General features: G+C 42.9%; 16 protein-coding genes. 10 read left to right on the top strand and 6 right to left on the bottom strand.

Annotation, left to right across the window (positions count from 1 at the left end; genetic code table 11):
* Window positions 1–255: 255 nt before the first annotated feature.
* A complete protein-coding gene (locus FWF39_RS06210; RefSeq protein WP_343382578.1) occupies window positions 256–708 on the bottom strand; it encodes a GNAT family N-acetyltransferase in 453 nt (150 codons plus the stop codon).
* 340 nt (window positions 709–1,048) lie between these two features.
* Here FWF39_RS06210 and FWF39_RS06215 point away from each other — a divergent pair, with 340 nt between their 5' ends.
* Together FWF39_RS06215 and FWF39_RS06220 are read left to right on the top strand one after the other, a co-directional pair.
* Complete coding sequence (locus FWF39_RS06215; protein WP_343382579.1) at window positions 1,049–1,576, top strand: hypothetical protein; 528 nt, start codon at window positions 1,049–1,051, stop codon at window positions 1,574–1,576.
* A gap of 549 nt (window positions 1,577–2,125) precedes the next feature.
* A complete protein-coding gene (locus tag FWF39_RS06220; protein WP_343382580.1) occupies window positions 2,126–4,819 on the top strand; it encodes a cation-translocating P-type ATPase in 2,694 nt (897 codons plus the stop codon).
* Between the two features lie 244 nt (window positions 4,820–5,063).
* On the opposite strand, the gene FWF39_RS06225 is transcribed toward FWF39_RS06220, so the two are convergent.
* Both FWF39_RS06225 and FWF39_RS06230 read right to left on the bottom strand, forming a co-directional pair.
* Entirely contained in the window at window positions 5,064–5,894 is an 831-nt protein-coding gene (locus FWF39_RS06225; RefSeq protein WP_343382581.1) for a hypothetical protein, read from the bottom strand.
* 212 nt (window positions 5,895–6,106) lie between these two features.
* Window positions 6,107–7,249: a hypothetical protein gene (locus FWF39_RS06230; protein ID WP_343382582.1), complete on the bottom strand. Its 1,143-nt coding sequence runs from the start codon at window positions 7,247–7,249 to the stop codon at window positions 6,107–6,109.
* A 149-nt stretch (window positions 7,250–7,398) separates the two neighbouring features.
* Between FWF39_RS06230 and FWF39_RS06235 the strand changes: the two genes are divergently transcribed.
* The 6 genes from FWF39_RS06235 to FWF39_RS06260 all read left to right on the top strand — a co-directional run bounded on the left by FWF39_RS06235 (window position 7,399) and on the right by FWF39_RS06260 (window position 14,106).
* A complete protein-coding gene (locus FWF39_RS06235; protein WP_343382583.1) occupies window positions 7,399–7,656 on the top strand; it encodes a hypothetical protein in 258 nt (85 codons plus the stop codon).
* Between the two features lie 267 nt (window positions 7,657–7,923).
* A complete protein-coding gene (locus tag FWF39_RS06240) occupies window positions 7,924–8,460 on the top strand; it encodes a hypothetical protein (protein ID WP_343382584.1) in 537 nt (178 codons plus the stop codon).
* Window positions 8,461–8,698: 238 nt separating this feature from the next.
* Window positions 8,699–11,482, top strand: coding sequence for a cation-translocating P-type ATPase (locus FWF39_RS06245; protein WP_343382585.1), 2,784 nt, complete (start codon window positions 8,699–8,701; stop codon window positions 11,480–11,482).
* Between the two features lie 237 nt (window positions 11,483–11,719).
* Window positions 11,720–11,947 carry a hypothetical protein gene (locus FWF39_RS06250; protein WP_343382586.1) on the top strand — a complete coding sequence of 76 codons (228 nt, stop codon included), beginning with the start codon at window positions 11,720–11,722 and terminating at the stop codon, window positions 11,945–11,947.
* Window positions 11,948–12,134: 187 nt separating this feature from the next.
* Window positions 12,135–12,710, top strand: a complete 576-nt coding sequence (locus FWF39_RS06255; protein ID WP_343382587.1) for an acetate uptake transporter — start codon at window positions 12,135–12,137, stop codon at window positions 12,708–12,710.
* 205 nt (window positions 12,711–12,915) lie between these two features.
* Entirely contained in the window at window positions 12,916–14,106 is a 1,191-nt protein-coding gene (locus FWF39_RS06260) for a glycosyltransferase family 4 protein (RefSeq protein ID WP_343382588.1), read from the top strand.
* Here FWF39_RS06260 and FWF39_RS06265 read toward each other — a convergent pair.
* Genes FWF39_RS06265 through FWF39_RS06275 form a run of 3 tightly spaced genes read right to left on the bottom strand, consistent with a single transcriptional unit; the run spans window position 14,103 to window position 16,879 of the window.
* Window positions 14,103–14,618 (bottom strand): hypothetical protein, encoded by a 516-nt coding sequence (locus FWF39_RS06265; protein ID WP_343382589.1) that lies wholly within the window; start codon window positions 14,616–14,618, stop codon window positions 14,103–14,105. The two genes, FWF39_RS06260 and FWF39_RS06265, sit on opposite strands and share 4 nt — an antisense overlap.
* A gap of 14 nt (window positions 14,619–14,632) precedes the next feature.
* Window positions 14,633–15,994, bottom strand: a complete 1,362-nt coding sequence (locus FWF39_RS06270) for a hypothetical protein (RefSeq protein WP_343382590.1) — start codon at window positions 15,992–15,994, stop codon at window positions 14,633–14,635.
* Window positions 15,995–15,997: 3 nt separating this feature from the next.
* Complete coding sequence (locus FWF39_RS06275; protein ID WP_343382591.1) at window positions 15,998–16,879, bottom strand: GNAT family N-acetyltransferase; 882 nt, start codon at window positions 16,877–16,879, stop codon at window positions 15,998–16,000.
* A 132-nt stretch (window positions 16,880–17,011) separates the two neighbouring features.
* Between FWF39_RS06275 and FWF39_RS06280 the strand changes: the two genes are divergently transcribed.
* Window positions 17,012–17,188, top strand: coding sequence for a hypothetical protein (locus FWF39_RS06280; RefSeq protein WP_343382592.1), 177 nt, complete (start codon window positions 17,012–17,014; stop codon window positions 17,186–17,188).
* 48 nt (window positions 17,189–17,236) lie between these two features.
* Entirely contained in the window at window positions 17,237–18,556 is a 1,320-nt protein-coding gene (locus FWF39_RS06285; protein WP_343382593.1) for a hypothetical protein, read from the top strand.
* Window positions 18,557–18,676: the final 120 nt, after the last annotated feature.

The raw sequence follows: 18,676 nt of genomic DNA on the forward strand, positions 1-18,676 counted from the left end.
TATCAGATCTTGTAACCTAAATGCCTATCGATTTAGGGTTTGACTGGCGGGTTAGCTGTTTCACGTTGCTTGGTCTCTCTACGGGATCCAGCAAAGATGCACAAGTCAACAGTCCAGAGAGGGCACCTAACGGTTAACTTTGGAGCATCCGGTCAGCTTGTTATCTGGGAGTTTAAAATGTAGGTTGGATTGGTTGGTTGCTATTGGAGTCATAGTTGATTAGCAGATAGAACAAGGTGTTGTTTGTGTTGTTGTTTACCTTGTTTGTTTTTCGAGGTAGAGGAATTTTATGCCCAGGTTTGTTTCTTCGCGGAATTGGGTGTATCCGGCTGTTTTGTATATGTGTAGATTTCGTTGGCTTTTGTAGCTGGTGAAGAGTTCGTATCGTTTGCGCTGGAGTGTGTTTTCGATTTCTGTTAAGAGACGTTTGCCTATGCCTTTGCCTTGGTGGGTTGGGTGTACCATTAGTTTTGCGATATATACGGTTGTGTCATCTGCATGTGCGCGAATAGAGCCGATAATTTCGTTGTTCTCTACGGCTTTTAGTATGATGCCTGTGTGGTATTCTTTGATGAGTTCGTCGAAGGTTTGGGTTAGGGGGTGTATTGTAAAGTTATTGTGAAGCAGTGCTTCACTTTGATAGGCAAGGTATTGAAGCTGCAATATGGTGTTTAGGTCTTCGAGTTGGGCTTTTAGTATTTGGACCATACAAATGCTCTTGTTCTTTCGCAGGATAAATCCATTGCCATCAATACAAGACAACCAAACCACACACAATTGCACAACAGAGTTGGTGTCATCATCATCATAGCAGCTAGGCTTCTTTTGTTTTGTGTAATTTTTATATCAACCGTTCAACAGTAGAACTATTGGACAGGAAGTGGTTGAATGAACCTGAATAAAAAATGTCTAATTGCTCTAGCAATTTGTATTACCATTGTCTTGTTTGTTTCTTTGTTGGCGCCACTAACAACTGCTGATAAGCAAGGCGTTTGAGATTAGCATTTATGATTCGAGGGGTAGAGAAGTCACCTTTGATGGCAATGTGATGCTCTGTGATACTTTAACAGTAGTTGTTGAGAATCTTGATGGAAAACTTGTAGGTACCGAGGCGATTCTATACTTTGGTAATGAAACCATACCCTTTATTGTTAAAGAAATCAGTACACTTCAATGTTTTGTGAACATAGCGCCATCATTTGACATCTATGCTGAAGCCAACGACAACATCAGTTCAATTTATACCATACAAGTCACCATACCGCCTCCGCCAGAAGGCCCAGTACCGCAAATAGTGTTCCCCGGTGAAGTTATCTTTGAAAAGTTTGAATGCATACACACAAAAAATGTTGATGTAAGCACACCACTTAAGGTTGAATATATCGTTGTAACTTGTGACACTCAACACTACAACATCTCGCTATACACTCCTGTTTCAATTTCGATTCAAACCTACATTGATGGCGTCAACAACATAGTTGACTGTCCGGCAGGTATTATTACTAATTTAGGAGTATCATGCACTAAAAGCATAGACATAGTCTATGAGGGTAAACTATTTACCTACAGCGTCTAACCGGAAAGCAGGGTTAGGTTCTTTTTCTTTTTTCACAAGCCACATGGGCAGTTAGGCCGCTTAACAGGTTTTAGTGGACCAAAAAAGTTAGGTCTGTAGTAACCGTAACCGTTTATTCTTATTCTCCAACACTTTAAGCACCCAGTTTTCAAGCAGAAATCTGCAAAACATGTATAGACGTGCCAGTGTTTTAACGGCTTCAAAACGGAGAAATCCGTATGACGCTTGGCACAAAAACAACCGCAACACTGCCCACCATCACCTGCAGACAAACATAGTTTACTACAAAACAGCCCACCACATATACAAGTCACTTCACAAAACCAATTACCCAAAAAGTAATGAACCACACTACTGTGCAATAACGCAGACTTACGACTAAATAACGTAAAATCGTATAGTTACCGGTCAAAAAGCTAAATACATAGCTATAACAGTCTATTGAAGCAGATTTCATTTGTGGATATTTCAAGCGACCTATTGAATATGCAACGAAGGTGGAGATAACCAATAGAGGGCAGAAATCAGGACCACACCCACTGGTACGAATTGGACGTTCAGTCCGTGTTGGAAAAGTTAGATGTGTCTCCTGATCAGGGTTTATCTGACGAACAAGTTAAGAAGCGCCAAGATATTGATGGAAAAAATTTACTACAGCCACCCAAAAAATCAGGTCTGCTTCAAAAAATCCTCAACCAGCTAAAAGATGTCGCCATCATTGTTTTGCTGATTGCAGTGGTACTCTCCTTTGCTATGGCTATCTTTGAGGACTCGGGATTTGTTGAACCCATCGTCATCCTATCAGTTGTGATTTTGAATCTAATTTTGGCAATTACTCATGAGGGTAAAGCTGAGAAAGCTCTGGAAGCCTTAGAAAAACTAAGCGCACCCTACTGCGTTGTTATACGCCAAGGAGTTAGAAAAAGCATTGACGCTACCGAATTGGTACCCGGTGACATCGTCATTTTGGAAACTGGAAACGTTGTTCCTGCAGATGCTAGATTAATTGAATCCACCGCTCTTTTCTCTGACGAATCCGCCCTAACAGGTGAGAGCGAACCCGCAGAAAAAGACGCAAAAGACATAGCCCAAAGTAATGCCGCATTAGGCGACCAACATAACATGGTCTTCACAGGATGTGTGATCACCGCAGGCCGCGGCACCGCTGTAATTACCACCACAGGTATGAAGACCCAGATGGGCAAAATCGCTGGTTTTCTAAGCGGCAGCAAACGCATGAAAACCCCTCTGCAAATACGCCTAGATCAACTCAACAAAACTATTTGCTGGATCGCCATCATCTCCGCCTTTTTCTTAATGGCAATAGGTCTGCTAAGCGGCACCGACCTACCCACCATGCTTCTAGTTGCTATCTCCTTAGCAGTAGCGGCAGTTCCTGAAATGCTGGCCTTGATCGTTACATTAACGCTGACAAACGGCGTTCAAAAAATGGTTAAAAAACACGCCTTGATCCGAAAACTCCCCGCCGTAGAAACCCTAGGCAACACCTCAGTCATTTGCTCTGATAAAACCGGAACGCTTACCCAAAACCGCATGGCCGTCAAACAGCTCTGGGTATGCGGCGGCGAACCCTTCACAGACAACGCAACCTTCTCCGAAGAACAAATCCAATTCCTCCAATATCTAGCCATGGCAAACAATGCCGCCTATGAAACAGACGAAAACGGAATCAAGGAATACATGGGAAATGCCACCGATGTGGGCATACTTAGACTTTTAGACGAAAAAGGCTACAGTATAGACGAGGAAACCTATCACAGAGACGAAGAAATTCCCTTCTCCTCAGACCGCAAACGCATGACAGTCATTTTCAAAATCAAAACCGGCGGCTACCTTGTACTAACCAAAGGCGCACTAGACTACCTGCCACTCTCCACAGAGTCAGCAGATGATTTGAAAGCCGCTCGAGCGGTACATGATAAATTTGCGGAAGCAGCTTTACGTGTTATTGGTATAGCTTCTAAGACCATTGACACACTACCCGATAATGGACACATAGAGGAAGTGGAGAGCGATTCTAGGCTTTTGGGTCTTATTGGCTTAATTGATCCGCCACGCCCCGAAGTCGCTGTTGCTATAGCAAAGGCCAAAGCCGCAGGTATTCGCACCGTAATGATTACGGGTGATCATGCCACAACCGCAGGTGCAATTGCCACCAACTTGGGCATTCTCCAAGAAGGCACCCAGATCATGACCGGCGCCCAACTTGCAAAAATGTCAGATACTGAACTAAATGACACCGTTAGAAACTACTCCGTCTATGCCCGAGTAACCCCTGAGCATAAAATCCGCATTGTAAAAGCTTGGCAGGCAAACGGCGAGGTTGTGGCTATGACGGGTGATGGGGTCAATGATGCTCCAGCGTTGAAGGCGGCTGATATTGGAATTGCGATGGGCAAGACCGGGACTGAGGTTGCTAAGAGTGCCTCAGATATGATCCTAGTTGATGATAATTTTGCGACTATTGTTGAGGCTGTGGGTGAGGGCCGAAATGTCTATGCCAACATCAAAAAAATAATCAACTTTTTGCTAGTCTGCAACATGAGTGAGATTATCATCATGATTTTTGCGCAGATAGCTGGCTGGGGTATTTTGTTAACTCCAGTTATGTTGTTGTTGATTAACTTGGTGGGTGATGGTATTCCGGGGATTAATCTTTCCCGCGAAGAATTTGATCCTAAATTGATGGATAAAAAGCCCATAAAGCGTAATGAGAGCTTCTTTAGCGACGAGTTACTATATTTGATTCTTCGTCAGACCATTGCCTGCTCAATTGCTGTCTTGATAGGCTACTACATAGGCGCCTTTGTTGTTCTACCGGGTGGAGCTACACCCTCGCATGCGCTAGGTCAGACTATGGCATTTCTGATTACCGGCTTGACCTCAATAGTGCATGTGTTCCATGTCCGTAGCTCAAAATCAGCCTTTAAGACCCCAATCAAAAACAATAAACCCCTGCTTGGAAGCGCGGCGGCTATGATTGTAGTATTTACCATATTTGTCATATTACCAATTAGAGAGATCTTTGGTCTTTCTGCCATTAGCGGTGCCCACTGGCTGATTGTATTTGCCGCAACCTTGCTACCATCTGCAGTACGCGAAATCGGCATATACCTTGACGGCATTCCATTCATGAAAAAACAACGTCACGCAATAACGGATATAATCAACAAAACCCGCAGTAAACTACCCTCTTTTAGAGGCAAAAAACCAACAAAATAATCCCACCAGAAGGAATCAAACTTACCGTCAAACTTGCCGTTGCCGCGTGATTTATTCCAATTTTAGATGCTTACTCGACCCTCAATATAGCATTGGTGATTAAGCATTAGGATAGTCTAAAGAACTCCAAATGATGAACTTGCAAATACACCACCCATCCAGCGTAAGATGCTATCGAACAAGCAAACATGTAAACAATCTTTCGATGAGCGGGTCTAATATCAGATCAAAAAAAGAGAGAAATTTATTGAACTGCTGATTGCATCCGTTTAGCTAAAGCGTAGACAATTGGGACCAAAACGATTGCTAATGCGATTGCAAAACCCCAAGCGATTGTACTGATTATACCAGTTACTCCGCTAAAGGTGGAAAAGATTGCGCCAGTACCGATGAGCAGGAAGATTGTGTAGAGGATAAATTTGGCATAGCCGGCAATAGTGAGAAATTCTGGATGCTCCTCAGTTATTGATTTAATCAGCCCGTCAGTTAGGATTATACCTACACCGATAATGACAAAGCCGATAATGAGTGAGTACACCAAGTCTCCAGCGGTAAACAGCAACAGTTCGAAAGCTATGTTTAAAATTATGGCAACAAGTCCGATGAACAAGAGATTTTTGAGCATATCAGCGATTTCAGCTTTACTTGGTCCAAACATAGGTCGAATTATACGGCCTACAAGCTGAGCTAAGAAATCCACAAGCACGATACCTAGAACTATGACAAGAATGCCGCCTATGAGTCGAGGAAGATATGCTGCGATCTGAGAGATGAATTCACCAGTAGCACCGGGGAGGTTTATCACACCAATTGCGATAGTTATAGCTAAAACAATAACAAAAGCGTAGAGAAGGTTACCTACAAAGTTAGATAAATCAAACCCTGAACCTCTCAGAGTTCGCCCTATTTCGCTTCTATCAAAGTTGCGCTCTACTGTTTGATCAATTATTTTGTTAACTACTTTACCTACGAACCAGCCTACGATAATGCCGATGACAACTATGATGATGGCCCCAATTATACCAGGCAACGATTCTGCGATCGTACTTAGGAAATTATTGAATATCTCTTGCAACGTCAACATTACCACTACTAAAGAGAACATCGAGATACCGGGTCATAAACTATAGACGGGGCAATAAAAACTTTTCCAAGCCCTAACCAGTCACTTTTTCGGGCATTATTGGACTATGGCCAATAATTAAAACACCCGATATAGCAGTAAAAAGACAATAAAGCAGAAACCAATTTGGAATTACAAGCTATAAGAAAGGGAGACAGAGGTTGTTAGACTGGGGTTGGATATTTGGTGGCCCAGCCCTGTACGATTTTTTCAATATCGTCCAAATTATCTTTTATCAGATTATTGGCTGATCTAACAGAAGAGAGGCGGGAATCGATTTTTTTGAGGGCTTCGTCAACATCTGAACCACGGTTTATATCTTTGAGCGGGGGTCTTAGTTGGAGGTCAATTTTTTTGAGGTCGCGTACTTGGGTGGAAATTTCGGCGCTGATATCGTTTGCAATCGTTAGTGATTTGATAATTGATGTCGTATCGATGCTTTTTTTGTCATGGTAAAGAGTTTCTGCACTAGCTACTTCGTTTCGTATTTCGCTTAGTGAGTTCCAAAGATCATCGAATGTTTTTTCCAGATGGATTTTATTAGCTTCGCCTACAAACTTTTTTACAGCCAAAACTTCTAGAGTGTCTTCGTGTAGGGTCTTTAAATATTCTTGAATTCGACCATATAGTGCACTAGGACTGCCTGAGCGCGCTCGGCCCTTGCTTTCAGCCTCAAATAATTCATGCAGTATAACAGAAACTTGTCCAAACTCAAACTCAAAAGCGAATTTTTCAGTATACTCGCTTGGAACGAATTTATTTTGGAATTCATGAAGCTTTTGGCTCAGTTCGTCAATTTGTTGCTCGATTTGATTTACAAAAGATTCAACGTTGTGGAAAGCCAGGTCTTCATAGGCAAACACCTGAACATCAGGAAGTATGGTTTGGAGTTTGGTATTAAATATTTCAGCGGCATCGGTAATTTTTAAAAGTTTGAATTTTATGATTTTATTAAATTTATTTATCTTTTTTATAAGTGCAATGAATTCTCCTAGTTTTCGTGCATGTTGCTCAGGAGTTAAATCATCATTCAACTCCCGTTTTGGGAAATAGAGCACATCAGATATTGTTGAGGTTACGTTGGCAACAAGTCCATAGGTTGGATCAAACGATGGAAAAACCTCAGACAAGCCGCTTACTATTGTATCGATTTCATCTATGTGTTCAGGAGCTAGATCCGTTTTATCAACTTTACGAAATTCATCCACACAATACGCGCCATAGCGGCCAACTTTACCAACCATAAACTCTATTCTATACATTAATTGCCGTAATTGCGCATCTAAATCCTCATCCAAACTACTCATTCACATACACCTGCATTAAAAATCCAACACAACACACCGAAGGACAGCTGCAAATTTTTAACTCTTCGCCCACCGCTCTTGACATGTTTAAATCTCCGTGTATTGCTAAATCACACAAAAATTAAATATTTTAACCTTTAGTAGAAAGGATGACACTGGCAAGCCAATATAGTGAACAGTACCGTAGAGACATTCAAAAAGACATCACACAGACCTGTGAAACATCATCCTTTCGAGTAAGTGAAGACACTGTTCTAACTCTTGCGAAAGTCTACCCCAAAAAATACAGCCACCAAACCCTCATGAACCTATCAAGACAGCCATTCTTTGTCTCCACCCCCTTATGCGGCAACTGTGAATACCAAGTCCTAGAAACCCACGACTACAAAACAGGCCCAACCAAATAGTACATACCCAGCCTTCTTGAAGCAGGTCAACGATTAACTGTGGAATGCTTACAACCATTAGGTCTTGGCGTTTAAAAGCTCCATAGAAAACATGTTCATCTCCGGTTATGAGGAGTCTTAAGGTTGCCTTTGTCAACCAAGCCTTCAGTGGTTATTTCTTTATGCCATTTCTCCGTGCCTTCTTTTTTTATGTATAGGTCATCAGTTTGCTATTTGCTGAAAAACATTATATGGAAAAACCGCTTAGAATAGCAAGGCAGTCTGTTTATGAATCAAACCACGCTTCGGCACCGTATAGTGGACTATATAGCAGATCAGCGATTATCTCTGGGTCTGCTTTTGGCAGCTTATGGCACGTTCTATCTTGCAACTGTTATAACAAGCGGTTGGACTCCTGCAGACTGGGGCATAGATACATTCAAGATTGCACCGTTTACTGTCCAAGCACTCATACCTCGCAGTGCAGTCAACCCCATATTTTTTGTCACAAGCCTTCCAGCGCTTTTGATTGGCACTATTCTGCTCTGCAATGTCGACATATGCGGTTTACGTGCTCTAACCCCTGAGAGCCGCCATGCCGCCATATTTTTGACGATTTTTGGGTTTGCCTATGTTGTTGTGGGTGCTTGGCCACCTCAGAACAAGGTTGATTTTCCTTGGGAGTGGCAAAAACAGATTGTGAGTTATGGATCATTTTTTGCTTGGACACTTTATGCATTAAGCCTTATTGTGCTTGCAATTGGGGTTGTTTCACTCTATGTGCACAGCAAAGACTATCGTCGACGACATCCAGAGGATGATTGATTGACGTAGTAGAGTATTTTTTATTTTAGGGTTTAGAAGAAGACAAAGGATACAAGGTTTAAAACACAAAGATTTTTTAATAATAAAGCAGGAAAATATTTTAGCATTCCAGGTTTTAATATGATTTTTTATCTTTTTTTAAATTGATTTTCCATTTTATTCGTTAACACTGAAAGGCATTAAAGCCTAAATAGTATCACGCCATAAATGTTGAGTAACGCAGGAAGCAAGGGAAAAATTGGCTAAACACTGGCACAGCAAAACAGTAGAAGCAACAGTGGATGAATTAAAAACAGACAGCAACGGGTTAACGTCTCAAGAGGCAAAACAGCGCCTAACAACATATGGACCTAACGAGCTTAGAAAAGAAAAACGCAAATCATCCCTCAAGATCCTGCTGGAACAATTCACAGACATACTTATGCTTATTTTGCTCTTTGCTGTGGCGCTTTCTGTAGGAGTTGGTATCTACCAAGGCTCCATGAATGAAATGATAGATGCCGCAATTATTCTCATAATTGTCATCGTCAGTGCAACCTTGGGGTTTACTCAGGAGTATCGCAGCGAAAAAGCTGTTGAAGCCCTCAAAAAAATGACAACCCCAACCGCCAGTGTTTTGCGCGAAGGCAAAGAAATTCGAATTCCAGCCTCTGAACTGGTGCCCGGTGATATCATTTTGCTCTATGCGGGAGATAAGGTTCCAGCAGATGGCAGGCTCACAGAAGCCTTCGCCCTAAAAACTGACGAAGCATCCCTCACGGGTGAATCTGCGCCTGTGCAGAAATCAACCATAGCGCTTTCTGAGCAGGCCCAGCTAAACGATCGGGAAAACATGGTTTTCACTGGAACCGTTGTTGTCTATGGCAGGGGTAGAGCAATCGTAACCGACACAGGCATGAATACTGAATTTGGCAAAATCGCAGATATGGTTCAAACAGCCCCTCAGGAACAGACACCCCTTGAGAAACGCTTAACAGGGGTAGGCAAAACAATAGGCATCTTGGCTCTAACTGTTGCTATAAGCGTGGGTATAATTGGCATCATTGTTGAGCAACGGCCCATAATAGACATGGTCTTGTGGGCTATTAGCTTGGCAGTTGCAGCTGTTCCAGAAGCCCTGCCCGCCATCGTCACGGGCGCATTAGCAATCGGTATGTATCGCATGGCTAAATCCAATGCCATCGTCAAACGCCTGCCTGCTGTTGAGACATTGGGCAGCACAAGTGTAATCTGCAGCGATAAAACAGGCACCATGACCAAAGGCGAAATGACTGTTCAGAACATCTATGTCAATGAGCAGTCCATCAAAGTCACAGGTATTGGCTATACTCCTGAAGGCGAATTCCAAGTTGACGACAAAAAAATTGAACCTCACAAAGATATAGAAGAGCTACTCAAAATTGCTGTGCTCTGTAACGACTCTGCACTCAATCAAGACAGTCAAACAAACAAATGGACAGTTAAAGGCGACCCCACCGAAGGCGCATTGATTGTCGCCGCCGAAAAAGCAAATATCCAAAAAGAAACTCTTGACAAAGAACAACCACGCATAAACGAAGTACCCTTTTCCTCGGAACGCAAACGCATGACCACCATCCACACCAAAGAAGACAAACAAATTGTCTACATGAAAGGCGCCCCCGAAATAATTATGGAACGTTGCAACAAAATTTTACTCAACGGGAAAATAGAACCCTTCGCCAAAGAAGACTACACCAAATACTTCAAGATAACCGAAGAACTAGCCCAACAGGCATTGCGCAACCTTGCATTTGCCTACAAAGAATTCCCCACCGATACGAAATTCACCGAAGACATGGAAAAAGACTTTGTATTTGTAGGCATCATAAGCATGATTGATCCGCCCCGCCCAGAGGTCAAAGATGCCATAGTAGTCTGCAAAAAAGCAGGCATACATGTCGTCATGATTACAGGCGACCATAAACTCACTGCTACTGCAGTGGGCAAAGAACTCGGACTTTTAGACCAAAACACATCTGACAACCAAGTGCTAACCGGTCAGGAACTTGAAAAAATGACTGATGAACAACTCGCAGATGTCGTAGAGGGAGTGGTAATTTATGCCCGGGTTTCACCGGAAGATAAGATGCGTATTGTCAAAGCCTGGAAACAAAAAGATCAAGTTGTCGCGATGACCGGTGATGGAGTCAACGATGCGCCAGCACTTAAAATGAGTGACATAGGTATAGCGATGGGTATCAGTGGCACAGAAGTCTCCAAAGAAGCCGCAGATATTGTTCTTGCTGATGATAATTTTGTCAGCATCGTCAAAGCGGTACGGGAAGGTAGAGAAATTTTTGAGAACATCAAAAAATATCTCACCTACCTACTACAATGTAACATCATGGAAATCATTGTCATGCTAATAGTGATCCTTGCTGTGCCCTATCTGGCAAATATATTCAATCCAGGGCTAAGCGCTACCTTGGAGGGTAGAGAAGCCATAGGCAGTGCGGCTATTGCACTAACTGCAGTCCAGTTGTTATGGATGAACCTAGTTACTGATGGCTTACCCGCAATCGCTTTAGGCGTGGATCCCGGAGACCCTGACTTGATGGAGCGCAAACCGCGCAAACCAAAAGAGAGCATCTTTAGCAAAGAAGTCAAAGTCTATCTCACCGCCATGCCAGTGATTATGTCAACGTTGCTACTAACAGCATACTTTATGCATAAGCCATGGATAGGCGAGATGGCTTTGCTCACAGCCCGAACTCAGTTATTAACTGCTATGATAGTTATGGAGCTGGTTATAGCGCTCTCCATGAGATCGTTAAAGTATCCTGTGTTCAAGGTTGGTGTTTTCAAAAACAAGTACTTATGGTATGCAATACTTGGCTCGTTTGCGCTACAGTTGGTAATTCTATATGCGCCGGGTTTACAGTCTATCTTTAATGTACATACGCCAGAGTTAATCGATTGGGGTATAGCAACACTGTTTGGAGCTATAGTGTTCTCCATTATAGAAATCGGTAAATGGGTTACAAGTCGAGCTAAAAAGTAACAGCACCATCGGCAAACGCTAATCTGTGAAAACAAACGGCTCTATTTAGGGGCTCAACTTGTTTACTTTTTTTGTTACATCTTTCGGAAAGATGTTTAAACGGGCATGTGACAGTTTAGCACCCTGTGAGAAAAAAAGATGCATATATTACAGGTTTATACGCACGCCCCTGAGAGTTGTCCAATAGGTAATCCAAAAAACCTGGAGATAACTAGGGAGTGGCTAAAAAAAGTAGATATGTTAGCAACTAAATACGGCATTAAGGTTATAGGGGTATGGACTGACCGCTGGGGACACCAAGCATGGGCAGTTTATGATACACCCAACATGGAAGCGTTTGAGGCCTTCGAGCAGGAACCCGAACATCTCAATAGAGTTCCCTTCACCGATACCCAAACCAAAATCGTGACTACCGTTCCGGAAACAATTGCATTTTTTGATAAAATTCAAAAAGAAACTCACTAACATACAGAGAAAATCGTTCTGATCCATCAATTTTTTTCTTACTGGTTCATCTCTCAAATGTTGAGCGATACCAATAGAAATGGTTATGATATACTATAAGCTAAATATCGCTATATAGCAGGACAATCAAAGAAAGATCTGTGGAAAAGCATAAATATGTATAAGTTAAAGCGGACAGCGAATAACAATGAGCACTAAATTGGCTAATCCTGCACCTCTTGGACTTTTAGGCTTTGGCTTAACCACGGTTCTACTCAATCTACATAATGAAGGTTTGTTTCCACTTGACACTATGATTTTAGCAATGGGGTTGGCTTACGGCGGTTTAGCACAGCTAATTGTGGGTATTATGGAATACCGAAAGGGCAACACTTTTGGTACAGTCGCCTTTAGTTCTTATGGACTATTTTGGTGGTCTCTTGTAGGTCTGTTGCTTTTACCCAAATTAACCATATTTGATGGGCTCATTGCACCCTCAGCACTCGCCATGGCATCTTACTTTTTTGTGTGGGGAGTGTTCACTTTTGCAATGTTTTTTGGCACTCTAAAAGCCAATCGTGCATTGCAGTTTGTGTTCGCAAGCTTGTTTGTGTTGTTCTTCCTTTTGTCGGCAGGGGAACTTTTGGGAAATCCCACATGGCTCAACACCATCACAGGCATTGAGGGGATCATCTGTGGATCTAGCGCGATCTATCTTGGAATTGCAGAAGTACTAAATGAAACCTATCAAAAAACGGTACTGCCCATCTGCCCAACACCATAATCCATTTTTCATCCATAATTATCCATTCAATTTTTTATCCGTTAGTTGCTTTGGGGTTATTTAGCGGTGACAAAACCGTTAATCTCTGTGAGAGGTCAGAGTAATTGTTGTTGTGGCTGAGGCTGTGTTTGTTTGGTTGTTTGGGTATTGTGTTGGTTTATAGGAGGCTTTGGCTTACAGTAGAGGTATAGTAGTGGTGGGATAGATGGCGAAGTTTCGTTTGGCGGTTCTAAATACGCAACCTCCGCATCTCTACTTTGGGGGTGTTGAGCGGCGTATAATGGAGACAGCGAAGCTATTGGAGAGCCAAGTTGATATTAGGGTTTATTGTGGAACTAAGGCAGGTTTCAAAACAGCTGTTGCTGTGGAGGGTGTATCTGTTGTTCCCTGTCGTTCGTCAGATATTGTTTTTCCGTTGGATAATTGGGAATTTAATCGAAGTCTCACAAAAAATGCGGCCAGTTTAGATGTAGATGTTTTTGAGGCTCATGCTGTTAGTGGGTATGGGTTGCCTAGAAAGCTTAGAGTGTTGGGTATTAAAACGCCGTTTATTCACACGGTTCATGGGACTCTTGCTGATGAGTATGAGCAGGCAAAACTGAGTGGTTATCCGAGCTTTAGAGATCGAGTGGCAAATGGTTTTATGCGGCGTCTTGCGGGGTTGGAAAAACAGATGGCCCATGAGGCAGATCTAGTTGTGACTATTGGGGATTATGCGTTTGAGAAAATCCAGCAATACTACAATATAGATGCAGATAAAGTTAGAATTGTTCCAAACGGGGTGGATATTGAGAGATTCAAACCGGCAAATATGGAAGCTACTAGGCGGCAGTTTGGGTTAGGTGATACTGGACTTTATGTGCTTTTTGTGGGCAGTTTGATTGCCCGTAAGGGACTGCACTTTTTGGTTGAGGCTGCAAAAGTGGTGGTGGCTCAGTGGTCAGATGTCAAGTTTGTGGTTGCAGGTGAGGGCCCGCTTCGAGGACGCATTGAGGAAATAGTAAAATCTGCAGGGTTGAGCGCTAATTTTGTTTTTTTGGGCCGGGTCAGAGATGAGGTGTTGCCTTTGCTTTATAATTGTGCAGATGTGTTTGTTTTGCCCTCGCTTCATGAGGGACAGGGAATTGTTTTTCTTGAAGCTCAGGCGTCGGGTAAGCCTGTTGTGGGTTTTGCCATTGGAGGAGTTAAGGAGGCTGTGTGCAATGGTGAGACAGGGTTGTTGGTAGATCGTGGCCGGGTTGATGAGTTAGCAGAGGCATTGTTAAAACTTTTAGGGGATGCTAGTTTGCGTGCAAGAATGGGGGTTAGTGGACGTCGGTTTGTTTCTGAGAAATTTACCTGGGAAATATGTGCACAGAAAATGCTAAAGGTTTACCAGGAAAGTTTAGTGATCTAGAGGACCACTTTTAGTAGGCGCTCAAAATCTTGGTCGTTCATCCACTCTGTACGTAAGTAACATCGGATGCGTTCTTCGCTAAATCCTAGCCTTCGGGCTTCTTTTGTGCAGTAACGATAAGCTTCAATTTCTGTGGGGCGGTCTACATAGGCATAGCGTGGGTCAAAGAGTTCTTTGCCCTCCATAAATTGTTTCACATGACAGAGTTCATGGATTAAATCAAGATAGATTTCGGTTCGATCGCCACTGTGGAGATATGTTTTGCTTATGACTAGGTGTCCGTCGTTGCCGTCTACGTACATGTAACCGTTTAGCCAGCTTAGTTCCACTTTTAGATTGCTTAGCACCTCGGTTGTTTGGTCGCCAAATAGGTCCCTTACCGCAGGCACTTTATCGAAGTCTTTAAAGTATGCAAGAAAAATTTTCTTTTGATTGCCTAGACTTAGGGGGTTTATGGGCAGATAGTTGAGTATGCGCATTATGCGAAAGAGATAGTAGTCTAGGCTGGGCATAGTGCTGGCTCCGGTTATTTAAAGTTGGAGAGGTATTCGAGTTTTATGCCTCTATTAACCAAATCCGAGAGGTTTTCGATGCTACCTATACTGGCATCGATATTGTGGTACGTAGGGTGGCTCCAAAGACCATCGGGGGAGAGGTTAAATTGTAAAGGTACCCCAACGTTGAGGTTGTATTTTTGGTTTAGATCTTTGATAAATTGGTCGGTTCGGCAGGCGTTGCGTGCGTTAGTATAGCTTTGCAACAGCTGAGAAGAACCAACAGCACCTACACCGTGCCAAATTGCGGCGTCCTCGGGGGAAGCCAAAGAGTAGAGGAAAAACTGGGGTGAGGAAGCTGTTTCATTAAAGCTATACTCAGCAAATTTTTCGCCAGCTATGCTGAATTTGTCCTCGCATACAGCGACAGCTATGTCTTGGGGATCTATATCGTTTGGGTAGAGAGAGGTTGTTTTGTAGGTGATGGTGGCATCATGAAATTTGTTGTTTTCAAAATGCAGTTTGCCTCGTGCGGCACGTTTAGAGCCATAGCCCTTTTTGGAGTGGGGCACAGTTAGAAGGGTGGTGCGTTTATTCATGCTTCGGCCCATACAAGTGTAGGCCTGCTCCACTGAGGCATAGTCATGGTTGCTTTGGCTTATTATGTAGTGGAGCAAACCGGTTTTGTCCTCAGCTTTTAGAGTCGAGAGCGGCAGGCGTAGACTATACAAAGAGAGGTTTATGTTGAAAAACACAGAGAGCTCAGATAACTGGTGGCACTTGATGGAGTCTACAAAATCAAGGTAGGAAGTATTGTTTGTGTTTAGGGTCTCTGTGATTAGATCAGTTTCTTTTTTTGAAATCAAAGAACCACTATATTTTTTGGCGTACGCTTGATCGATTTTTAAGCCCTCAGTGGTGGCGTTTGCGGCAGGAATTGCGCTTTGACCACTGTCTATGATGGATTGTTTTAGGGGGTTCATGGAGTAGCGGTCGAGTTCGACATCATCGGTGTTTAACAGAAAAGGCACAATGTAGCCCTTGGGAGGCTTTTGGAGAGCTTCGGAGATCTCTTGAAGGGCATCTTGTGTAGGAGTGTGGAGGCCGTGTTCGAGATAGTAATTGGCACAGGTAGCAAGCAGACGCGTTGCGAGGATACCCTGCACTTCTTCAACTGTTAGTTGGGGATTGGCGTATTCGACTGATCCGCGGAGGTAGAAGTGTTCGTCTTCAAAGGGCACCGAGATTTTTTTGTCGTTGGTGTATTGGAACAGGGTGATTTTGCGGTTTTTGTTTTGTCCCCTTAGTGCTGAGGCACCTTTGACAATTGTTTGTATTGTTGGGAACGATGTTGCTAAAAAATCTGTGAGCAAAAATTTGCCGGGATCTTCCATAAATTATCCTCGTTCTAATGATTCAGTCAGGTATATACAATTTTTTGTACTTGTTTGGCCTAAAAACATTCTTGTAACAAAAAAGTCTTCGCTAAAGCCCGCTCTAAAAAATAGCTCAGAGAGTGTTGGATCTTTTTTTGGGATTACGGTGTAGACTTGTTTTGTTGTCAGTTCGCTTAGCACTGAGTTAACAAGTGCGGCTGCGATATCGGGTCTTTGGGGTTGGCAGATTAGAGGTCCAATCCAGGCGGCTTTCTCATAAACTGTAGCTGTGACATAGCCCAAGGTTTGGCCGTCTTTTGATATATGGCAGCTTGTGTTGTCGGGGCCTAGGATGATTGATTGGAGGAGTTTTTTTCGGTTGCCGCCAAAAAAGGAGCGGTCAAATCTGGCTATAGCGGGTAGTTCAGATTTTGTGATTTTTGGTAGAGTTTTTGCGGTAATAGTGGAGAGGGTTTGATTGTGGAGGACTGAGAAATCGATGTCGGGGTTAAAGCCTAATTTGCTATAGAAAGCCACCAGATGGGGGTATGCATATAGTCCGATTGTTTCTACGCCTTTGTGGTGTAGATAGTTTACTGCGTGGGTGACAAGTGCGCTTCCGGCGCCTTTTTTGCGGTAGTTTTCTCTAACAATCAGGTTACCAAACCAGCCGAGTTTGTCATAGCTGATACAGGTTGCTATACCAACAGGTTTTGTGTCATCGCTTAGAAGAAAACATCCGCCGGGTTCTAAGGAAGCCATAAATTCGAAATCCTCATTAGCCATGTGCCAGTTCATGGTATTGGCTAACTCTACAGCAAAACCATAATCGGGTTCGCAGAGCGTTTTAATCTCAAACATCAGATAGGTGTAGCTGTCTCTGGCAATTAAGCCTGTTGTCAAGGGGTTGGGTATTTTTGGGTGTTTGTGTGATAGTGTAGGTTACAACAAACTGTTTTATGTCCCAATTCCCAATCGGTATTGTTTTTGTTTTTCTTCTAAATAGAATCGATAGGAGTCATCAGAGTGTTTTTTGTGAGAAAAATCAGGAAACGTGTTTTTGTTTTATTTGGGGTTTGGGTTATGCTTTTGGTGTTGGTATTAGCGGGTCTATCTTTGCTTGAAGAAGCCCTAACTAGTCATCCCGATAGTAATGCGTCTTCGAGTTTGGGTTGGGCCGGCTATATTGTTTCAGGTAACACACATATTTAATAAAAATATTTATGTAACTGTAACTACATTATTTAATCTGTGGATTAAATGCCTCGAAAAAAATATGAAGAAAGTGTAGGCTATTTATTTGAACAAAGATTCGGCAAACCCCTAAGCGATTTTAACACATACACAAATACTGTTGAAACTCTAGCAGACACAACAAAAAAAGACTACTACTCCCGACTCGCAAAGTTTTTTCTATGGCTGGGCGAAGACCCTGATCAGGTTATTGCTAACCGAAAAACACAGATTAAAGCCGACGACGAAACCGCAGATTATTATGAACGCAAAGTACGAGTCTACAAAAAAATGCTGGAAGAGACACAGACAGGTAGGAGTGTAAAAACACATATTGGCCGAATTCAGGGCTTCTTCTCCAACAATTCTAAAAAATTCAGCCTTGATCTTGGTACTATGAAATATAGTAAAAAGCGTAAGACGGATAAATTCAGCCCAGACAATGCCATGTGCCGTGAAATCTATAGTTTTTGTGAGTCCCCCCGTGACCGCCTTCTCATTGCCATTGCATTCCAAAATGGGGTAGCACCAATAGATATAGCTGAAAATGACTGGTCTACAATGCCCACTGAACCCTTCAAATACTACAAGGGTTGCAGGGAAAAAACGGGTGAGATCTGGCACGGTGCCACAACACCTGAGATCGCACAAGAATTTGCCGCCTACAAAAAAATCCGAGGAGAAGTACTTAAAAGTAAACTTAACCCTAAAAAAAATGAGCCCTTCTTTAAGGGACGTGAGGGTTTTCTGGATTCCACAGGCATAAGCCAGATCATATCGACTTTGATTAAGAAAGCTGGTTATGACAATATTACTGGTTTTTCGCCTAAGAGTCTTCGGGATGGCTTTGAGGATGCCTTAGTTGATGCTGAGATACTGGGGAAAACCAAAGAGGCGATGATGGGACATGTGGGCGATATTGAACATCAGTATGGCGGCGACGACCGACTGAAACCTCGTGTGGAGGAGGCGATGCAGAAGACCTACAAATTCCTCATGCTCACCGAAGTCGTTAACACCAATGGCAAGTCGGCCCAGAAAATATCCGACCTAGACAATGCGGTGGTTGAGAGCCAGAAGGAAATAGCGGCACTTAAGACGATTAATAGTAGTTTGACGGATCGGCTTGCTAAGACTGAGGATGAGATGGGTGTTCTTAAGATACTCTCGATAACCTTGTGTAAGAAAGAGATGCTGCAGTATACTCAAGAGATAGAAATATTGCAGAGAGCACTTAGTGAGGGAACTGCTGAGGATCCGGAGGATACGGCTAAAGAAATTGAGGTATATAGAGCAGAAATCATAGCGATGGAAAAGGCTATAACACGTTTGGAGCGTTCGGCTTGAATACGGTTTTGTATACCCATAGGGGGAGGGAGGGGGTACCTTCCCTATTCTTCTCTCTTTGCCTCTGCATCTCTCTACGTCTATAAAAGATATATGTAAATAGGCTTTAAATTGGTGATG

This window comes from Candidatus Bathycorpusculum sp., from assembly GCF_009778815.1.
GTDB lineage: Archaea > Thermoproteota > Bathyarchaeia > Bathyarchaeales > Bathycorpusculaceae > Bathycorpusculum > Bathycorpusculum hydrogenotrophicum.

What these genes read in the sequence shown, in the direction of transcription:
- FWF39_RS06255 (WP_343382587.1), top strand. Translation starts at nt 12,135, where the DNA reads ATGAGCACTAAATTGGCTAATCCTGCACCTCTTGGACTTTTAGGCTTT.
- FWF39_RS06240 (WP_343382584.1), top strand. Translation starts at nt 7,924, where the DNA reads ATGAATCAAACCACGCTTCGGCACCGTATAGTGGACTATATAGCAGAT.
- FWF39_RS06215 (WP_343382579.1), top strand. Translation starts at nt 1,049, where the DNA reads ATGCTCTGTGATACTTTAACAGTAGTTGTTGAGAATCTTGATGGAAAA.
- FWF39_RS06270 (WP_343382590.1), bottom strand. Translation starts at nt 15,994, where the DNA reads ATGGAAGATCCCGGCAAATTTTTGCTCACAGATTTTTTAGCAACATCG.
- FWF39_RS06230 (WP_343382582.1), bottom strand. Translation starts at nt 7,249, where the DNA reads ATGAGTAGTTTGGATGAGGATTTAGATGCGCAATTACGGCAATTAATG.
- FWF39_RS06235 (WP_343382583.1), top strand. Translation starts at nt 7,399, where the DNA reads ATGACACTGGCAAGCCAATATAGTGAACAGTACCGTAGAGACATTCAA.
- FWF39_RS06265 (WP_343382589.1), bottom strand. Translation starts at nt 14,618, where the DNA reads ATGCCCAGCCTAGACTACTATCTCTTTCGCATAATGCGCATACTCAAC.
- FWF39_RS06250 (WP_343382586.1), top strand. Translation starts at nt 11,720, where the DNA reads ATGTTAGCAACTAAATACGGCATTAAGGTTATAGGGGTATGGACTGAC.
- FWF39_RS06285 (WP_343382593.1), top strand. Translation starts at nt 17,237, where the DNA reads ATGCCTCGAAAAAAATATGAAGAAAGTGTAGGCTATTTATTTGAACAA.
- FWF39_RS06210 (WP_343382578.1), bottom strand. Translation starts at nt 708, where the DNA reads ATGGTCCAAATACTAAAAGCCCAACTCGAAGACCTAAACACCATATTG.
- FWF39_RS06260 (WP_343382588.1), top strand. Translation starts at nt 12,916, where the DNA reads ATGGCGAAGTTTCGTTTGGCGGTTCTAAATACGCAACCTCCGCATCTC.